This window comes from Vagococcus changpingensis, assembly GCF_058211775.1.
The window spans coordinates 99,487-115,871 of the sequence record NZ_JBYVZB010000001.1 but is presented as its reverse complement, the minus strand read 5'-3'; the positions used below and the strand labels follow the sequence as shown (position 1 = coordinate 115,871).

General features: G+C 32.0%; 13 protein-coding genes and 2 pseudogenes. 2 read left to right on the top strand and 13 right to left on the bottom strand.

Translation table 11 applies throughout. From position 1 onward, the window contains the following. Positions 1–12 precede the first annotated feature (12 nt). The 3 genes from AC37UB_RS00645 to AC37UB_RS00635 all read right to left on the bottom strand — a co-directional run bounded on the left by AC37UB_RS00645 (position 13) and on the right by AC37UB_RS00635 (position 1,567). Complete coding sequence (locus AC37UB_RS00645; protein ID WP_117972117.1) at positions 13–732, bottom strand: gamma-glutamyl-gamma-aminobutyrate hydrolase family protein; 720 nt, start codon at positions 730–732, stop codon at positions 13–15. 52 nt (positions 733–784) lie between these two features. After that, positions 785–1,054, bottom strand: a complete 270-nt coding sequence (locus tag AC37UB_RS00640; protein WP_490685150.1) for a hypothetical protein — start codon at positions 1,052–1,054, stop codon at positions 785–787. Between the two features lie 321 nt (positions 1,055–1,375). Next, positions 1,376–1,567, bottom strand: a complete 192-nt coding sequence (locus AC37UB_RS00635) for a hypothetical protein (RefSeq protein ID WP_490685149.1) — start codon at positions 1,565–1,567, stop codon at positions 1,376–1,378. A 362-nt stretch (positions 1,568–1,929) separates the two neighbouring features. Between AC37UB_RS00635 and AC37UB_RS00630 the strand changes: the two are divergent. Then, positions 1,930–2,079: pseudogene (locus AC37UB_RS00630) on the top strand (IS30 family transposase); the annotation flags it as partial. A 153-nt stretch (positions 2,080–2,232) separates the two neighbouring features. Here the strand turns inward: AC37UB_RS00630 and AC37UB_RS00625 are convergent. The 7 genes and pseudogenes from AC37UB_RS00625 to AC37UB_RS00595 form a co-directional block, all read right to left on the bottom strand. Beyond that, positions 2,233–3,207, bottom strand: a complete 975-nt coding sequence (locus AC37UB_RS00625; protein ID WP_490685148.1) for a LacI family DNA-binding transcriptional regulator — start codon at positions 3,205–3,207, stop codon at positions 2,233–2,235. Positions 3,208–3,220: 13 nt separating this feature from the next. Further along, positions 3,221–6,526: a GH36-type glycosyl hydrolase domain-containing protein gene (locus tag AC37UB_RS00620; RefSeq protein ID WP_490685147.1), complete on the bottom strand. Its 3,306-nt coding sequence runs from the start codon at positions 6,524–6,526 to the stop codon at positions 3,221–3,223. A 16-nt stretch (positions 6,527–6,542) separates the two neighbouring features. Continuing rightward, positions 6,543–8,693, bottom strand: a complete 2,151-nt coding sequence (locus AC37UB_RS00615; RefSeq protein ID WP_490685146.1) for a glycoside hydrolase family 3 N-terminal domain-containing protein — start codon at positions 8,691–8,693, stop codon at positions 6,543–6,545. Between the two features lie 15 nt (positions 8,694–8,708). Further along, positions 8,709–9,469, bottom strand: a pseudogene (locus tag AC37UB_RS00610) (endonuclease/exonuclease/phosphatase family protein). 39 nt (positions 9,470–9,508) lie between these two features. Next, a complete protein-coding gene (locus AC37UB_RS00605) occupies positions 9,509–10,339 on the bottom strand; it encodes a carbohydrate ABC transporter permease (RefSeq protein ID WP_490685145.1) in 831 nt (276 codons plus the stop codon). A gap of 12 nt (positions 10,340–10,351) precedes the next feature. Continuing rightward, the gene (locus AC37UB_RS00600; protein ID WP_490685144.1) at positions 10,352–11,236 is read right to left on the bottom strand and encodes a carbohydrate ABC transporter permease; all 885 of its coding nucleotides are present in this window, start codon (positions 11,234–11,236) and stop codon (positions 10,352–10,354) included. Between the two features lie 119 nt (positions 11,237–11,355). After that, on the bottom strand, positions 11,356–12,594 hold the full coding sequence (locus AC37UB_RS00595; protein ID WP_490685143.1) for a sugar ABC transporter substrate-binding protein: 1,239 nt from the start codon (positions 12,592–12,594) through the stop codon (positions 11,356–11,358). Between the two features lie 116 nt (positions 12,595–12,710). On the opposite strand from AC37UB_RS00595, the gene AC37UB_RS00590 reads away from it, so the two are divergent. Next, entirely contained in the window at positions 12,711–13,202 is a 492-nt protein-coding gene (locus AC37UB_RS00590; RefSeq protein WP_490685369.1) for a site-specific integrase, read from the top strand. Between the two features lie 86 nt (positions 13,203–13,288). Here the strand turns inward: AC37UB_RS00590 and rpmG are convergent, their stop codons facing one another. The 3 genes from rpmG to AC37UB_RS00575 form a co-directional block, all read right to left on the bottom strand. Next, on the bottom strand, positions 13,289–13,438 hold the full coding sequence (rpmG, locus tag AC37UB_RS00585) for a 50S ribosomal protein L33 (protein WP_071457069.1): 150 nt from the start codon (positions 13,436–13,438) through the stop codon (positions 13,289–13,291). Between the two features lie 144 nt (positions 13,439–13,582). Then, positions 13,583–15,700, bottom strand: coding sequence for a peptidoglycan D,D-transpeptidase FtsI family protein (locus AC37UB_RS00580; protein ID WP_490685142.1), 2,118 nt, complete (start codon positions 15,698–15,700; stop codon positions 13,583–13,585). A 186-nt stretch (positions 15,701–15,886) separates the two neighbouring features. Next, on the bottom strand, positions 15,887–16,381 hold the full coding sequence (locus AC37UB_RS00575) for a dihydrofolate reductase (RefSeq protein ID WP_117972114.1): 495 nt from the start codon (positions 16,379–16,381) through the stop codon (positions 15,887–15,889). Between the last annotated feature and the right edge of the window lie 4 nt (positions 16,382–16,385).

The window sequence follows — 16,385 nt, the reverse complement described above, 5'->3', positions numbered from 1 at the left end:
AGTAAAATAAACTTAAAATGAATTGACAATAAAATCAAATACACCTTTTTCTTTATCATTTACATTATATGAAAAATCTGGATGCCACTGTACACCTAGTATTTTATGATTATCGGAAGATGATTCGATTGATTCTACCACACCATCTTCGCTGACTGCTGTTATTTTCAAATCATTGCCAATTTTGTTGATACTTTGAAAATGAAACGAATTAACTGTGGCTTTTGCACCATAAATGGGTGTTAAAACACTATCCTTCTCAAAGAAGATATCATGTGTAGCAATCCATCGTTCAATAGGGGCTTGCATATGGCGGATTGGTTCTGGTTGACGCAAACTTAAATCTTGATGCAAAGTTCCGCCTAAGTAGACATTCAATAACTGCATGCCACGGCACACACCAAAAATAGGTTTTTTCTGCTTAATCGCTTCTTCTATAAGAGCTATTTCAAATAAATCTCTTTCTAATAAAGAAAAGGCCTCACTCGATTGATTAGAGGAATAAAGCGATGGTGAGACATTTTGTCCTCCAGTCAAAATTAATTTATCAACCAAATCAATATAAGTTTTAGCTTCTTTAGGTTGACTAATTGGTAAAACAAGGGGAGTTCCTCCGACCTCTTGAACTGCACGAACATAGCCGGCCGGTAAATACGAAATTGGTAAATGATGCAATGTTTCTCCTGCATCAACCACTTCATTAGCTGAAATCCCTATAATCTTTTTCATAATATTCCCCCATTTATGTGTATTTCTGTTATTTTAGGGAATTTAATGGACATTGTCAATTAAAATTGTTTTGACTATAGATTGGTGTGAAAGATTCCAAGTCTTGTGGCAAAATAGTTTCATCAATTTTTGTCACAATTTTTTTCTTTTTAACACTGTAATAAAAATATTCAGTATCATCTGAAGATAATTCAATTACTCCAACATAACGACCTTTGATATCGTAAATAGCCAATGATAGCTCATCAAGACTCTTTTTATCCAGACCATAGTCTTCCTTGACTTCTTTTTTCTTCTCTATGTCATATCCATCAATTTTAGTCATCAAAGCATTCTTCACTTCACCATATAAGGCTTTATCCCCTGTTGTTTTATTACCGCATCCAACTAAAAGAAACAGTCAAAATAAAACAATGATTAAATAACGTTTTTTCATAGTTACCTCCAATAATGAACGTTTTCATTTAATACATCATATTTTTTAAAAATAAAGTGGCTATTTTTTATTTTTTTAGTTTATTTTAAGTTTAGTAAGGTACGATATCATTAATCACCAAGGTAATAAAATACCCAAATAATAAATAATAACTAGAGAAAGGAAGTGGGTTTTATGAAAGAACTACTTTTTTTCCTATTGCCATAAAACTTATTCATCTAAATGTTTTATCTCTTTGTTTAATCCTAATATTGTTTTTAGTAAATAACTATTGCCTACTAGGACAACAATACCAATTAAGTAGTGAGTTTTTATTAAAGAAATAATCCCCAAAATCAAAAAAATAAAACACATAATCCACATGAAAACCACATATTGTTTCAGCGTCTTTTTTAAATTCATTTTTATCTTCTCCATACCTACTCCAAGACCTATTCCAAAACCACTTAAGCATTGTTTTTTTGTGATTTACCTAATTATATCGTAAACTAGCCCATTGAAAAACCTTTCAAAAGAAGCTAATTAATTTTCATAAATAAAACTCTCAACGTTCTTTTGTATTGTCAATTCTAACTAAGAATTGTTTAAAATAGCGATTGCATCTATTAACACGACTTTTTTATTTAAACATCGATTGTAAAATTAAGCTAGACAACTAAAAAAAATCATTTGTGATACACTCAAATTGTATTTCCGACAAAAGAAAACAAGAAGAGCAATCACAATTGACCTATACATAACTTACTACATCCGAACTCGTTTTAATAGAATTATACTACTATCAAAAGAAGAAAGTAATTTCTGTCGCTAAACAATTGAAACGCTCTAGACAGACTATTTATAATGTCTATCACGCATCATCTATCCTTGAGTATTATCAACGATACAAAACGAATAAGAAAAATTGTGATAGACGTTTTAACTTTTGCCCCCAGTTGTTGATAAAGGGGCTTTAATAATCATGAAGACATTATGATTCTATAGTCATATCTCTTTTCCTTAGAACAATTCTTCATAATTGTTCCTCTTCAAGTTTTATTTAGATTCATTAATTCAAAAAAATGGCTTTAAGATTCATTGCTTTTTGAGAATGAACCACCTTCAATAAAACTAGTGTAAATATGTTCATCTTCAGTTTCTTCACCTTTAATCAGATTAATTATTTTTTCAGCAGCCAGCATTCCCCAACGCTGTTTTGAATAAGATATCGTTGCCAATCTTGGCTGTACAAAACTACTTATTTCAATATTATCAAAGCCTATCAAGCGAATATCTTCCCCAATTTTATAAGGTGTTTCCTTAAAATATTTATAAACTCCAACTGCCATCTCATCATTAAATGCAAAAATATCAATAGGAATTTTAGGTTTTCTTTCCATAATTGCTTTTGCCGCTCGATACCCTGACGGTTCTGTAAAATCCCCTAAAATAATTTCATAATCGATACCAAAAAGTTCCAATTCTTTAGTACTTGCTTGCAATCTTTCTTGACTATCATATCCTTGTTTTGGTCCTGATATCAAAAACATTTTTTTAGTTTTACACTTAATTGCTCTCTCGATTGCTAAAGTTGCTCCACCTTTATTATCTAATAATACTTTGCGAACATTTTTATGCGAAATCAATCGGTCTAATATTACCAAATAATGCCCACGATCGGCATACTGATTTATCTCTTTGTTATTAAATGTCCAATCTAAAATAATCGCTCCATCAATCATTCGTTCAGGAATAAACAAATGAGATTTACTACCACTACAAACAATCATTTCGTAATCGTAAGTTTCTAATCCTTTCTTTATCCCATCTAAGAGTTCTCCATAGAAACTACCCCCATAATCCGCTAGGTAAACACCAATTATATTTGTTTGCTTTCGTTTCAGCGTCCGAGCAGCCATGTTAGGAACGTAGTCCAATTCATCGGCAATTGCTTGTATTCTTGCTCTGGTTTTTTCCGTGACTTTTGGACTACCATTCAATGCATAAGAAACAGTCGAAATTGACACTCCTGCTCTTTTTGCAATATCTTTAATCCCTACCATGCTGTCTCACCCCCTAACAATAAATCTCTAATATATTTTCCTTTTTATTCAAATTAGTCAGTAACTCTTCTCGACTAACATCCAATCCTCCTAATCGATAAGGATTTTCTTCCCATATTGTATTAACTTTTTTCCCATTAATCATAACTTTCGATTGATTCGTATTTAAGTGGAAAATTATCCAAATATCTTTGCCAAACAACTGGTATTTCATCTTCAATCCATCTAACTTCGTTGGTAAAATTGGATCAAAAACTACTCGTTCAGCATCTTCACGAACACCTAAAATATTTGTCAATAATTGATTCAAATAAATACCTGGTCCACTAGAATAAATACGCCATCCACCTTTTACTCCGACGCTACCATCTTTTAATTTAGAAAAATTATCTTGCGCGTCATAACGCGTTTTAAAATCACCATCTGAACTACTAAAATATACATTTGATTGACGTATTTCAGCATTTTTTACATATTCTTTAATTTGAACTGGGTTTATCACATTTAGAGCATGCCATGTTTCATCAGTTTTTCCTAATTTAGCCATTGCCTCAGCGAAGCGAATGTGCGCATGTACATACTGTAGCCCAATTTCACGACCAAAATTTGAAGCTTGCTCAGCACGTTTAAAATTTGTGCTAACGCCACTTTTATAAGTAGCTGGACGATTCATTAATCGTACCCCATCCGGAAATTGTAAGTTTTCTTTAATAATTTTATAATGATGTTCTGCTTGTTCTTTTGTTAATAACTCGGCAATAATACTACGTGTCATCGGCAACAGACGGTACTTAATACCTGTTCTTTGATCGGATGGATGAATCATATTTTCCACATGACTACTATCTTCCATATAAACAAAACCAGGAATCGTTTCACTTGACAAAATATAATTTTGAAAATCTTGTTTGATATTTTCTACTAGTTCTTCCAAATGATTACCGTAAGCTTGATCATATTCCTTAAGTAAACCACTTAGTTTATGGATAACTTGATAGGTCAAAGCAACTGTCCAACTACTTGACATGTGTTTTTTTAATTTACTATCATAGGGTTGTAATGTGTCGTCCCAATCACCATCACTATAACAGGATAGATAGGTACCTTCTAAAAAATTATCTTCAATGAATTTAATCTCTTTTTTGATATGATCAAATAAAGTATAAGTTTGGGATGTTTTTAAATATGTATCTCTATCTGTATAAGGAATTTTTTCATCTAATATGGTAAAATCTTTCGTCTTAGCTAAATAATCCGCAACTATTTTCATTGGCCAAACAATAACATCACCATGACTTTCATCTGCTTTTTGTTTTTCATAACGATCAAACATAAACCATTGAGGCCAGTTTCCATCATTTTTAAATTGATTTGCATATACATTTTTTATAATAGAACAGACAATTTCGGGTTTATTTACGGCTAAGAAAAATTCAGTAGGTCCTTGCGAAACATCTCGAGTTCCCCAAGCTGCACCTCCATACTGTTCTAATCCATGTGGAGATAAGTAATGTATCAACATATTATGTGTATACCATCGAGATAAAATATTCATTGAATCCATTGAATATTTTTCATGTATTAATAAAAAATTATTCAATAAATTATTAATAAACATCATATAGTGCGTATCTTCAGTTTGTAGTGTTGTTGATAAATTTTGATAAGGATCTCCAAATAATGTTCCTTGTATATGTATTGAAAATTCTGTTTGATTCTCAATAACAAAAGTTGTTAATACTTTTGGCGACTCATTTGATAAAAACACCCCTTCATCAGTCAAAGCAAACGGCTTATCTATTAAGAAATAATATGTCAAATCAGGATATTCTTCATGAATAACTGAATCATTTGTAGACTTTATTGTTACTAATTCAGCATCTTTAACAATCTCATATGTCGGGTTTTCTTCCTCATCATTCATTATTAATTGATTCGTAACTGCAAATGTATAGAGCATTTTATTTAGACTTGTTATAACTGTACGAATTTCTTTTGTGTCACACAACGTATATGTTACAACCTTAATTATATCATTATCTAATTTGTAATACCATGTAGCTGAGTTTAATCCCATCTCAAATGCAGATGGCATTGTTAAAATTCGCCATTGGTCATTTTCCTTAAGATAAATACGTTGACCAGATTGTTTCATAATATTTAATGAGTTCCTACTATTACTCATTAATTTATTCATACTAGTATTTCCTAATACAATTTGGGAATTAAATATCCCATACATATAAACAGTTGTGCTTAATAATGGTTTATCGATAGTTAAATCTGTTCCACTTATCAAAATATGTCCATGAGCGCGTTCCATTTCTATTTCTTTTTCTCTGAACACAACATGATGATAATTATCTGTAAAAAAAGATAGAACTTTTCCTTCTTTTTTTTCAACTAAGTTTTGTTTCGGAAACAATGAATTAATTTCTTTATCTGATAAAGATTTACCTGTTATAGGAAATCCAATTTTCTTCGTATTTACTATTTTTTCAGGTGACTTTGACGAACATTTTAACTCATCATATCTTTTTTGAATATCTTCTTGAGATACAATAGGTGTTTCAATTGCTAACTCTTGATTCGAAATCGCTACCCCATAAAACACTACTGTTTTTTCATCTTCTGTTAAAGAATATTTTTCAGTCTGTAGAGCAATATATGCAAATTCGTACTGATAAACTTCATTGTCTAATATTTTTTGGAATAGTGCTTTAGGTTTGTTGGTTTCTTTATATTCTCGTCCGAAAAACTGATACCCATCTGTAGAGAACCCAATTAGATTATTCAGACTTCCTTGTTCAATCACTGGGAATTTTCCTGCTTGCGGTTGATTTTGCCTAGAAGTTATAATAATTTTATTTTTCTCTTTAGTAACATAATGGTCTATATATTGAGATACATAAGCTTCATTCGCTTGAACAACTCCTTGTGTTGCTAATCCAATATCTTGTCCATAAACTATATCTACTTTTTGATTTGAACCTTTTAACTTTATTTGCCAGAACCAAGTTCCAGAAGATGACATTAAAAAGTCTACACGATAAGAAACACCTAAAAATTCCCCTACCCAAAATAAACTCTCATCACTAGAATATAAAATACTCGTCGAGTTTGAGCCAATCATTGGTACGCTTTGTATTCCATTTTTTTCATAAATTCTTAAGTACAATTGGTTACAGCTACCATCAATATAATTTCCATGTAATTGATTAATCATTATTTCTTGATTGCTAATTTCATAGATATCTCCTGTTTCTAAAAATGAGACTGCTGTTCCATTCTTTTTAAAAATTCGTTTATTGTGAGCCATATAAATCTCCCTATCTCTATTTCACTAATTTAAATTCTTGGGTTTGTACGTCTACACTACTTGAACCAACCATTACTTCAAACACTCCGCCATCACTTGAATATGTTTGATCGCTATGGACATATCGTAATAAATCTTCTGTAATTTTAAAAATAACTTTCTTTTTCTCATGTGCGTCTAAACAAACTTTTTTAAAGTCTTTTAATTCTTTTACAGGACGAACTACTTCTCCAACTTTATCACAAATATATAGCTGAACAATATCTTCTCCTGATTTATCAGATTTATTTTCAACAAGAATAGAGGCTTGAATAATTCCATCAGATGTTAGCTCGTTTTTATCTAACTCAAATTTGCTATAAACAAAATTACTATAGCTCAAACCAAATCCGAATGGATATTTTGCAAAATTTGATACATCTAAATACTTACTTTGATATTTTTCATCTGTATTAAGAACATAAGGTCTGCCTGTATTATCATAATTATAATAAACTGGAATTTGTCCTACAGTTTCAGGAAAAGACATACTCAAACGACCACTTGGATTATATTCACCATATAAAATTTCAGCTAGAGCCGCTCCTCCTTCTGTACCTGGGAACCAAGCTTCAATAATTGCTTTAGCTTCGTCTATTCCTTGTAAATCTAAAGGACGTCCATTATATAAGGTAACAATAATATTTTTGTTAACTTTTAATATTGATTTAAATAAGTCTAATTGTGCTTGTGGTAAACGAATATCACTTCTACTAGAGGCTTCACCACTCATCCAATCCTTTTCACCTAATGCCAATACCACTTTATCAACTGTTTTTGCTAAAGTAACAGCTTCTTCGATTGCCACTAAGCTAGGTGTAAAATAGTCAAAAACTTCTTTTCCTGCTACATACTGCGCTCCTAACTTTTCAATTCCTGAAATTAAGGAGATAGCTTCTTCTTTTCTTCCTTGCCATGACCAGACCCCTAGTATGTCATTCGAATTAGCGGCTGGTCCAATAATCGCTACTTTTTCTGTTTTATTTAAAGGTAAAATACCATTATTTTTTAATAAAACCATAGATTTTCTAGCAACATCTTTCGCGACTTCACGATGTTCATTTGATAAAATAACTTCTTTCTCTAATTCTTCATCTGCGCCTCGATGAGGATTTTCAAATAAGCCTAAATCATTCTTCAATGTTAAGATACGTAAGACTGCTTCATCTAATAAAGATACGTCAATTATTTTTTCTTCAATTAAATTTTTTAGATTTTCTGTATAACAGGTTGTCATCATTTCAATATCTACACCAGCTTTAATAGCAAGCTCAGCTGCTTGTTTTTTATCCTCAGCTACACCATGAGGTATTAGTTCTTCCACTGCACCCCAATCAGAAATAACAACTCCCTCAAAACCAAATTCTTTTCTCAACACATCTCTAAACAACCATTTATTTCCCGTTGCAGGAATTCCATCAACAGTATTAAAAGATGTCATTACAAGTTTCGCACCTGCATCTAATGCAGCTTTATATCCTGGTAAATAACTATCTCGTAATTGTCTTTCTGACATATTTACTGTATTATAATCGCGACCACCAATTGCTGCTCCGTAAGCTGCGAAATGCTTTACACAAGCAGCTATACGAGAAAAATCATTTTTTAGATTTTCACCTTGGTAACCTTTTACAAAAGCTTCAGCAAAGCTGCTATTTAAAAATGGATCCTCTCCTGTCGACTCCATAACACGTCCCCAACGAGGGTCACGAACCAAGTCTACCATAGGCGAAAAAGTTACATGTAGACCAGAAACTGCGGCTTCTTTTGCAGAAATTTCTGCTACCTTTTTAGCCACATCTATATCCCAAGTACTACCTATACCTAAAGGTATTGGGAAAATCGTACGATAACCATGAATAATATCAGCCATCAATATAGTTGGAATACCTAAACGATGATTCTCCATATATTTTTTTTGCACACGGATGGCTTCCGAAGCCCCTGAAACTCCTAGTGTCGTTCCTGCATTATTGATATTTTCATGCGATAACCCTAAATTTGATATAGGTCCTGTTTTTTCTTCAGCTTTTTCAGAATAAAATTCTGCAGCTAATTGAAGCAATTGCCCTATTTTTTCATCGATTGTCATTTTTTCTAATAATTCATTTAATTTGCTAGTTTCCATTAAAAAACCACCTTTTCACTCAATTAGTAATTCTGCCTCTAACGGAAAATGATCGGAAGGAAATCGTCCATCACAAGAATCCGTCAAGCAGCTAGTTTTTTTAGTAAAAAATCTTTTAGTATAAATATAATCAATTTCTTCTAATTCATCCCAAGTCATTGTATAATCAAAATTTTGATATGATCCTTTAGGTCCAATATGCCCTTCTTGAGAGTGTTCTTTTATATTTACAAATAACCTTTCAAGATAATAATGAATTCTCTCATTTGGTTTAGCATTAAAATCTCCCATCATAATCGTTGGATAGCAAATAATTTTTTCTAATAAATAATCAATAATTATTTTCATACCTTCATAACGGGCCGTTTCTGAAACGTTATCCAAATGAGTATTAATTAATAAGAACTTGTTCCCATCTGCATTTTCTAATATAGTCCATAAACAAATACGAGAATACTCTGATTCTGGATGAATACTAGGTTTGTCAGGGGTCAGTGATAGCCAAAAAAAACCTGATTCCACTAGTGAAAATAGCTTTGATTTAAAATAAATTCCTATTCCTTCACCTAAGCCATTCCCATCGCGTTTAGCTGTCAGTGATGTATACTCTTTTAATTTTTTTAAATCTGTTATTTGGTTAGGACGAATTTCTTGAACACAGAATAAATCCCAATTATGACAACTAATCAAATTCAATACTTTTCCTGCACGATATTTCCACTTCCAATCCTGATCGTAGTCTGTATCAACTCGTAATTATATGTAGCAATTTTCATGCAAGTGTCCCCTTTATATTTCGATAACTAATCGTTCCCCTATTTCATTCCAGAAATATTGAATCCTTGTAAAATATACTTTTGGAAAATTGAAAATACAATCAAAATTGGAATAACCATAAATGTTGCACCAGCCATTTGTAAAGCATAATTTGTACCGTGTTGACCTTGTAGTAATTGTAATCCAACTGATAATGTATAGTATTTTTCATCATTTGCAACAATCAATGGCCATAAAAATGAATTCCAACCACCAATAAATGTCAAAATCCCTTGCACAGCTAAAATTGGGCGACTTACTGGTAACACGATCTTAAAAAAGATATACCATTCACTTGCGCCATCCAACCTAGCTGCTTCTATCATTTCATTGGAAATGTTACTCATAAACTGACGAAAAAGAAAAATACCGAAAGCACCTGCTAAACCAGGTAATATAATCCCTAATAAAGTATTAGTTAAACCTACGGAATTTAGCAGTAAATATACTGGAATCATTGTTACTTGACCTGGAATCATCATTGTTGCTAACACCATTAAAAAAAGCTTGTTTTTTCCTTTAAAATCATATTTAGCAAAACCATAACCAGCCATCGCATTCAATAGTAGTCCTACAAAAGAAAATGCAGTAATTATTAATGTGTTTTTTAAATAAACTCCAAAATTTAACCTAATGAATAGTTCTTTAAAATTATCGAGAGTTGGATTTTTTGGTAATAGTGTCGGAACGATTTCGTTAATTTCTGCATTCGTTTTGAATGAAGAAAAAATCATCCATAGGAAAGGAAAAAAAGTCATTATTCCCATAACACCTAGGAGAATACCGATAAAAACCTTAAAACTCATTTGAGCATTTTTATGTGATTTCATTTAATTTTCTCCTTATTCTTCATTTTCTTTCTGCTTTGTTTGAAGTTTCATTTGAATACTAGTTACTAAAATAATGACCGCAAATAAGATTACAGATCCTGCTGCAGCATAACCAAATTTATTATATTGGAATCCACTTTGGTAAATAAATAATGCAACTGATAACGTACTATCTAATGGACCTCCTTTTGTCATTACAAATGGTTCATCAAAGAATTGGAACCAACCTATCAACGTGGTAATAGTCACAAAGAAAATTGAAAACTTTAATAAAGGAACGGTAATTTTTATTATTTGTTGCCATTTACTTGCACCATCAATCTCTGCGGCTTCATAATATTCTTTTGGAATCCCTTGAATAGCAGCTAGAAATATTAACATATTCAAACCAATCGCTTTCCAAACAGCTATAATTATTAATGACAGTTTCGAAGTACTAGGGTCCGTTAACCACATAACGGGCGCAACATTTAAATATGACAACAAATGATTTAATAAACCAATTGTTGGATTATATAAATACATCCAAACGACAGAGACTGCAACAGTATTAGTGATTGAAGGACTATAAAAAACTAAACGCATAAATGAGAAAAACTTATTTTCCCCAAAATTGATCATAATAGCTAAAACCAATGAAGAAATAATAACCAAAGGTACGCCAATAAGTACATAATATCCAGTATTTAACATCGCTTGACCAAACGTTTTATCTGTAAAGATATTAAAATAATTATCTAATCCGACAAAGTTAATCCTAGAAAAATCTGCTAATCCTGCTAAACTTAAATCCGTAAAACTAATAATTACTGCAATAAAAATAGGGATAATTGAAAAAATTAATAATAATGTAACTGCTGGAGCAATAAAGAAATATGGTGCTTTTGTTTTTCTCACTTATTTTCCCTCCTTAAAAATAAGAAAGTGAAATAGAATTGTATACACTTATACTAATTCACTTTCTTTATATAATATAGAGCCATTCAGATGCTGATTGTGATTTCCTTTTACATTTATTATTTAATTAGTTCAACGGTTTGATTATTCAATTCATCCATTGCTTTTTGGATATTTTCTCCTTTTACTAGTACCTGTTCCCATTGCTTCAAGAAGTTCTGAGAAATTTCATCCCACTGCTTCATTAAAGGCATTGGTTGAGAGTTATTTAATTGTTTTCCAAATACTGAAATTAGCGGATCACTGGTAAATACATCTGAATTCCACGCATTTTTATTAGTTGGTAATGAGTTGGTATCTTCAAAATACTTTGTTTGATTTTCTTTTTTAGTAATATATTCAATCAATTTCATTGAATCTTCTTTTTTCTTAGAAGTACCGAATACGGATAAATTGGCACCTCCCGTTACTGACATATTATTTTTTGGACCTTTCGGTAACTCTGCCACTCCCCATTTGCCATCTAAATCTGGAGCAGCTTCCTTAATACTGTTAATCATCCAGGGACCACTAATGAACATAGGAATAATTCCTTCTCCCCCAAAACTTTGACCTATTTCTAATCCTAAATCAGTTTTAGGTGAAATACCATCTTGTACCATATTATCTAAATATTTCAATGCATCGACCATGTCTGGCTTATTAAACACCGGCATACCATCTTTATCGAATAGTTCAGAACCATTTTGACGAGCAAACATAAAACCAAAAGTTGGCTCTTTTTGTTCTACTCCAAATCCATATTTATTTTCACCTCGATTTGCTAATTTTTTACCTGCATCTTCTAATTCTTCCCATGTTTTAGGAGCATTTTTATAACCAACACTTTCTAGTAGATCTTTTCTATAATATAGGGCACGAGTTTCTGTATACCATGGAACACCATAGTATTTATTGTCGAATTTAGTCGTTGCAACTGAACCATCAAAAAAATTATCAGGTTTCATGGTTTCACTTTTATTGACCTCGTCAGTAATATCCAATAAAGCCCCTGCATCTACAAATTCACTCATCATAGTTGTTCCCATTTGTACAACATCTGGACCCTGTTTCGAAGCAACTGCTGTTAAAAGTTTATCCCTTGACGTTGACCAAGGAATACTTTGAATTTTAACTTGAATTCCTGTCTCTTTTGTAAATTCTTCAACAATGGGCTTGATTCCTTCATCTCCATCTCCCATATTCCAAAAAACCAATTCATCAGATTTGCTTTCTTTATTACTACCACATGCTGTCATCATGCTTCCTACTGCTAATAACGTTATACCTAATAAGCATATATTTCTCCATTTTTTCATACTGATTCTCCTTAAGCATCCTTTAGTGAAACGTTTCTATAACGATATTATAATTGTCTTTTTCTAAAAAAGCAAGCGTTTTCTGTTCAATATCAACTAATAAAATAAGTTTTTTTATGATTTTTTATTTTTATCGAAAAAAAGTTTCACTAAATTGCCATTTTTTACACAATTACAAAAAAAATGGCTCTATAATTTCTACTACTAAAACATTCAGTTCCGTGAGAACAATTTCATTAGATCAAGAAACGGTAGACATATTAAAAAAATGGAAAATAGAACAAGCAAAGTTTTTCTTACAATATGGTGTAAAAAACAAACAAAATCTAGTTTTTTCTGATTGGAAAGGCAAAGTAACCACTCACCCTAATATTAATGGTAGGTCAAGACGACTGGCTGAGTATGCTGGTTTACCTTGTATTGGATTGCACGGCTTTAGACATACCCATGCAACCTTGTTATTTGAAAGTGGTGTGAATCCAAAAGAAATACAACACAGATTGGGTCATTCTGATATCTCTATGACACTGGATACGTACACTCATATAACATCACAGACCGAAAAAAAAAAAAACATAAATACACTGATTCAGCACTTTGGTTTTTAATCCCCATCTACGTCAAAAAATTTTTTTGAAAATAAAAAAAGCTGTACCCTTTGGTGCGCAAGGGATACAGCAATCATATAAAACTATTATTTTGTTTCACGGTGTAACGTCACTTTACGTTCACGTGGACAATATTTTTTAACTTCTAAACGTTCAGGATTGTTACGTTTGTTTTTGTTTGAAAGATAATTTCTTTCTTTACATTCTGTACATTCTAAAGTAATATTTACGCGCATTATGTTTCCCTCCGAAATAAATTAGATATTCAAGTATCACACTTGACACTTGAATATCATATCATGTTTTATTTAAAATTTCTAGTCTTTTTCACAAATTTGTTAAGGATTTCTCCTTTACAGTTTTAAATACATAAAATTCACTTATTGTTTATTATACTCTTCATTATAGGCATTTATGACTTCTTTTAATATCAAACGATTAGTTGCCATGTTATCATCACTAATTTGGGGAATCATCACACTAACCGCCACTTTTGGATCATTATAAGGTGCGTAACCCACAATCGTACTATTTATAACGGATACTGCTTGATTTGTTTTCGGATCAACTGCAAATGTTTCAGCTGTCCCTGTTTTTGCTGCAATTGGAAGACTCGCTCCTTGTAGTTCATTCCCAGTTCCCATTGATCCATTGACAACTTGATACATTCCTTCTTGAATAATATCAAATTCCTCTTCTCTACCTTCAATTTTACTCATTACTTTTGGTTGAATCAATTCTTTCTCTTTTCCCAATTCACCATTCTCACTATTACCATAAATTCCTTTTACTACATGAGGCGCGTATCGTGTTCCACCATTAGCCACTGTTGACACATATTGTGCCAATTGAATAGGTGTATATGCTTCATAGTTACCAAAAGATAAATCCAATGCACTGGCCATAATACCAGGAATATACTTCCCATCTTTATCTTTATAATTTTTATTCAACACACCCACAGATTCTTGGGGAATATCGATCCCTGTTTTTGTTCCTAAACCAAATTCTTCGTAGGTTTTTCGTAATTTATCAAAAATACTAGTATCGACAGGTAAAGACATCCCTGGAACGTACTCAGCTCCCATCATGCCTAATGCAATTTTCATCATGTAGACATTCGAAGAAACTTCAAGTGCTTGTTGTGTTGTTAACGCAATAGATGAATACTGATTGAAAAGAGACGTTTTTCTCGTTCCATCACTAAAAACTAATGGCTCATCAATAAAGGTTTGATTGCCTTTAATGACCCCATTTTCATAACCAGCCATTACAGTAGCCGCCTTGATAGAAGAACCTGGTACAAAAGCTTTATTGATGGTTCCTAATGTATCATCTACCAATTCCCCAGTTTCTGGATCTTTACTAAGACCTACCATTGATAACACTTCACCATTGTTTGGATTAGTAACTACCACATATACTCCGGGAGAATACTGAGTTTTTCCTGCCTGTTGAAGTGATTCAAAGTGACGTTTAGCAATTTCTTCTACCTTATGTTGAAAATCAAGGTTAATTGTCAGCATTAAATTATCGCCTTTTTCACTTGCTTTCACTTCTTTTTTCGACACAATTTTTTGATCTTTATCAGTCATAACTTCGGCTTGCCCTTTTTTACCTTTTAACGTGTCTTCATATGATTTTTCAAGATAACTTAACCCTACACGATCATTTCGTTGATAGCCTTTTTTCAAATATTCATCAATCTCATCTTCAGGTAACCCTTGTTTCTCAGTTGATACCGTTCCAAGAATGGAACGAATTTGATCTTTTTCAGGATAGTCTCTCTCCCAATCTGTTCCAGCAGATAGTCCAGAAATAGCCGCTGTATTTTCCCCAACTTTTGCAATTTCTTCAGGTGTCACATTATCATTTTTTATTGTGACAGGTTCCAAGGCTGCCGCACCATTGATTCGTTTGAAAATAGAGGCTTCTTTCATTTCTTCTTGATTAAACTTAATCTCACTATCTTTCACCTTATCAACGGTTTTCGTATATAAATCACTATTAGACAACTCTTGCCCATTTGCGTTTACTTTGTCAGAAACAGTCAATCGTTTTTGTGCCTCAACTAGATTTTCTGGCTTAGATAACCAATAATCTTTTTTATCTCTATCCGTTAACTTATCTGGTTCGATATCAATTAATTTGACAATATCTTGACTCACTTTACGAATGTCATTTGCATTCATTCCTGCTGATCGAGTAAACAGAATTGCTTGTGTGGCTTTATTTCCAACTAAAACATTTCCTTTTGAATCATATATATACCCTCTAGGTGCTTTTTCTTCAATAATTTTCTTTTGACCATTTGAGACAATTGCTTTATATTTTTCTTGATTTTTAATTTGTAAATCAGATAATTTCACAATTAACATAGTGAATAATATAAACACAATAAAAAACAAAATATCTAGTCTGATGGGGACATGAGATTTCGTTTTTTTTCCTCGTTTGTTTTTACTGAATAAAAAATTCCCTTTATTTCTTTGGCTCATTGATTGATTCTCCTCATTAATGGTCGCGTAAAATACCCCCATTATTATACTATCAAAATAAAGTATCTCACTGTTAATTATTTTTTTCAATGAAAAAAAGACGCTTTGTAAAATTTTTAATATTTCTTTTTTGTTCTAAAGAAAAAGACTGGTGAACAAGATCATTCATCAGTCCCTTTGGTGGTGTTACGATTGATGGCGTTGGTATGTCTCAAAATCATGTGGGTATGGATTATCATCGTTAACAGTGCCTTCGCTGGTACTAACAATATTCCACTCTCCCCAATCAATATAAGGAAAATAAGTATCTCCTTCAAATGTTGATTGAATCAACGTACGATATAATACATCAGTGTAAGGCAAGAATGTTTTATAAATCTCACCACCACCAGTGATAAAAGTAATCCCATCAAATTCTTCGGCATATTTCAATACATCATCTACCGAATGCATGACAATCGCACCATTCCCATCATAAGATTGGTCTGATGTTAACACAATGGTTTGACGATTAGGCAATAGATTTTTACCCATTCCTTCAAACGTTTTCCTTCCCATCACAATCGTATTATTTTCCGTCATTTGTTTGAAAAATTGTAAGTCATCTGGTAAATACCACGGTAATTTATCATCTTTCCCAATTAAACCATTTTCATCTTGAGCCCATATTGCTGCTATCATATTT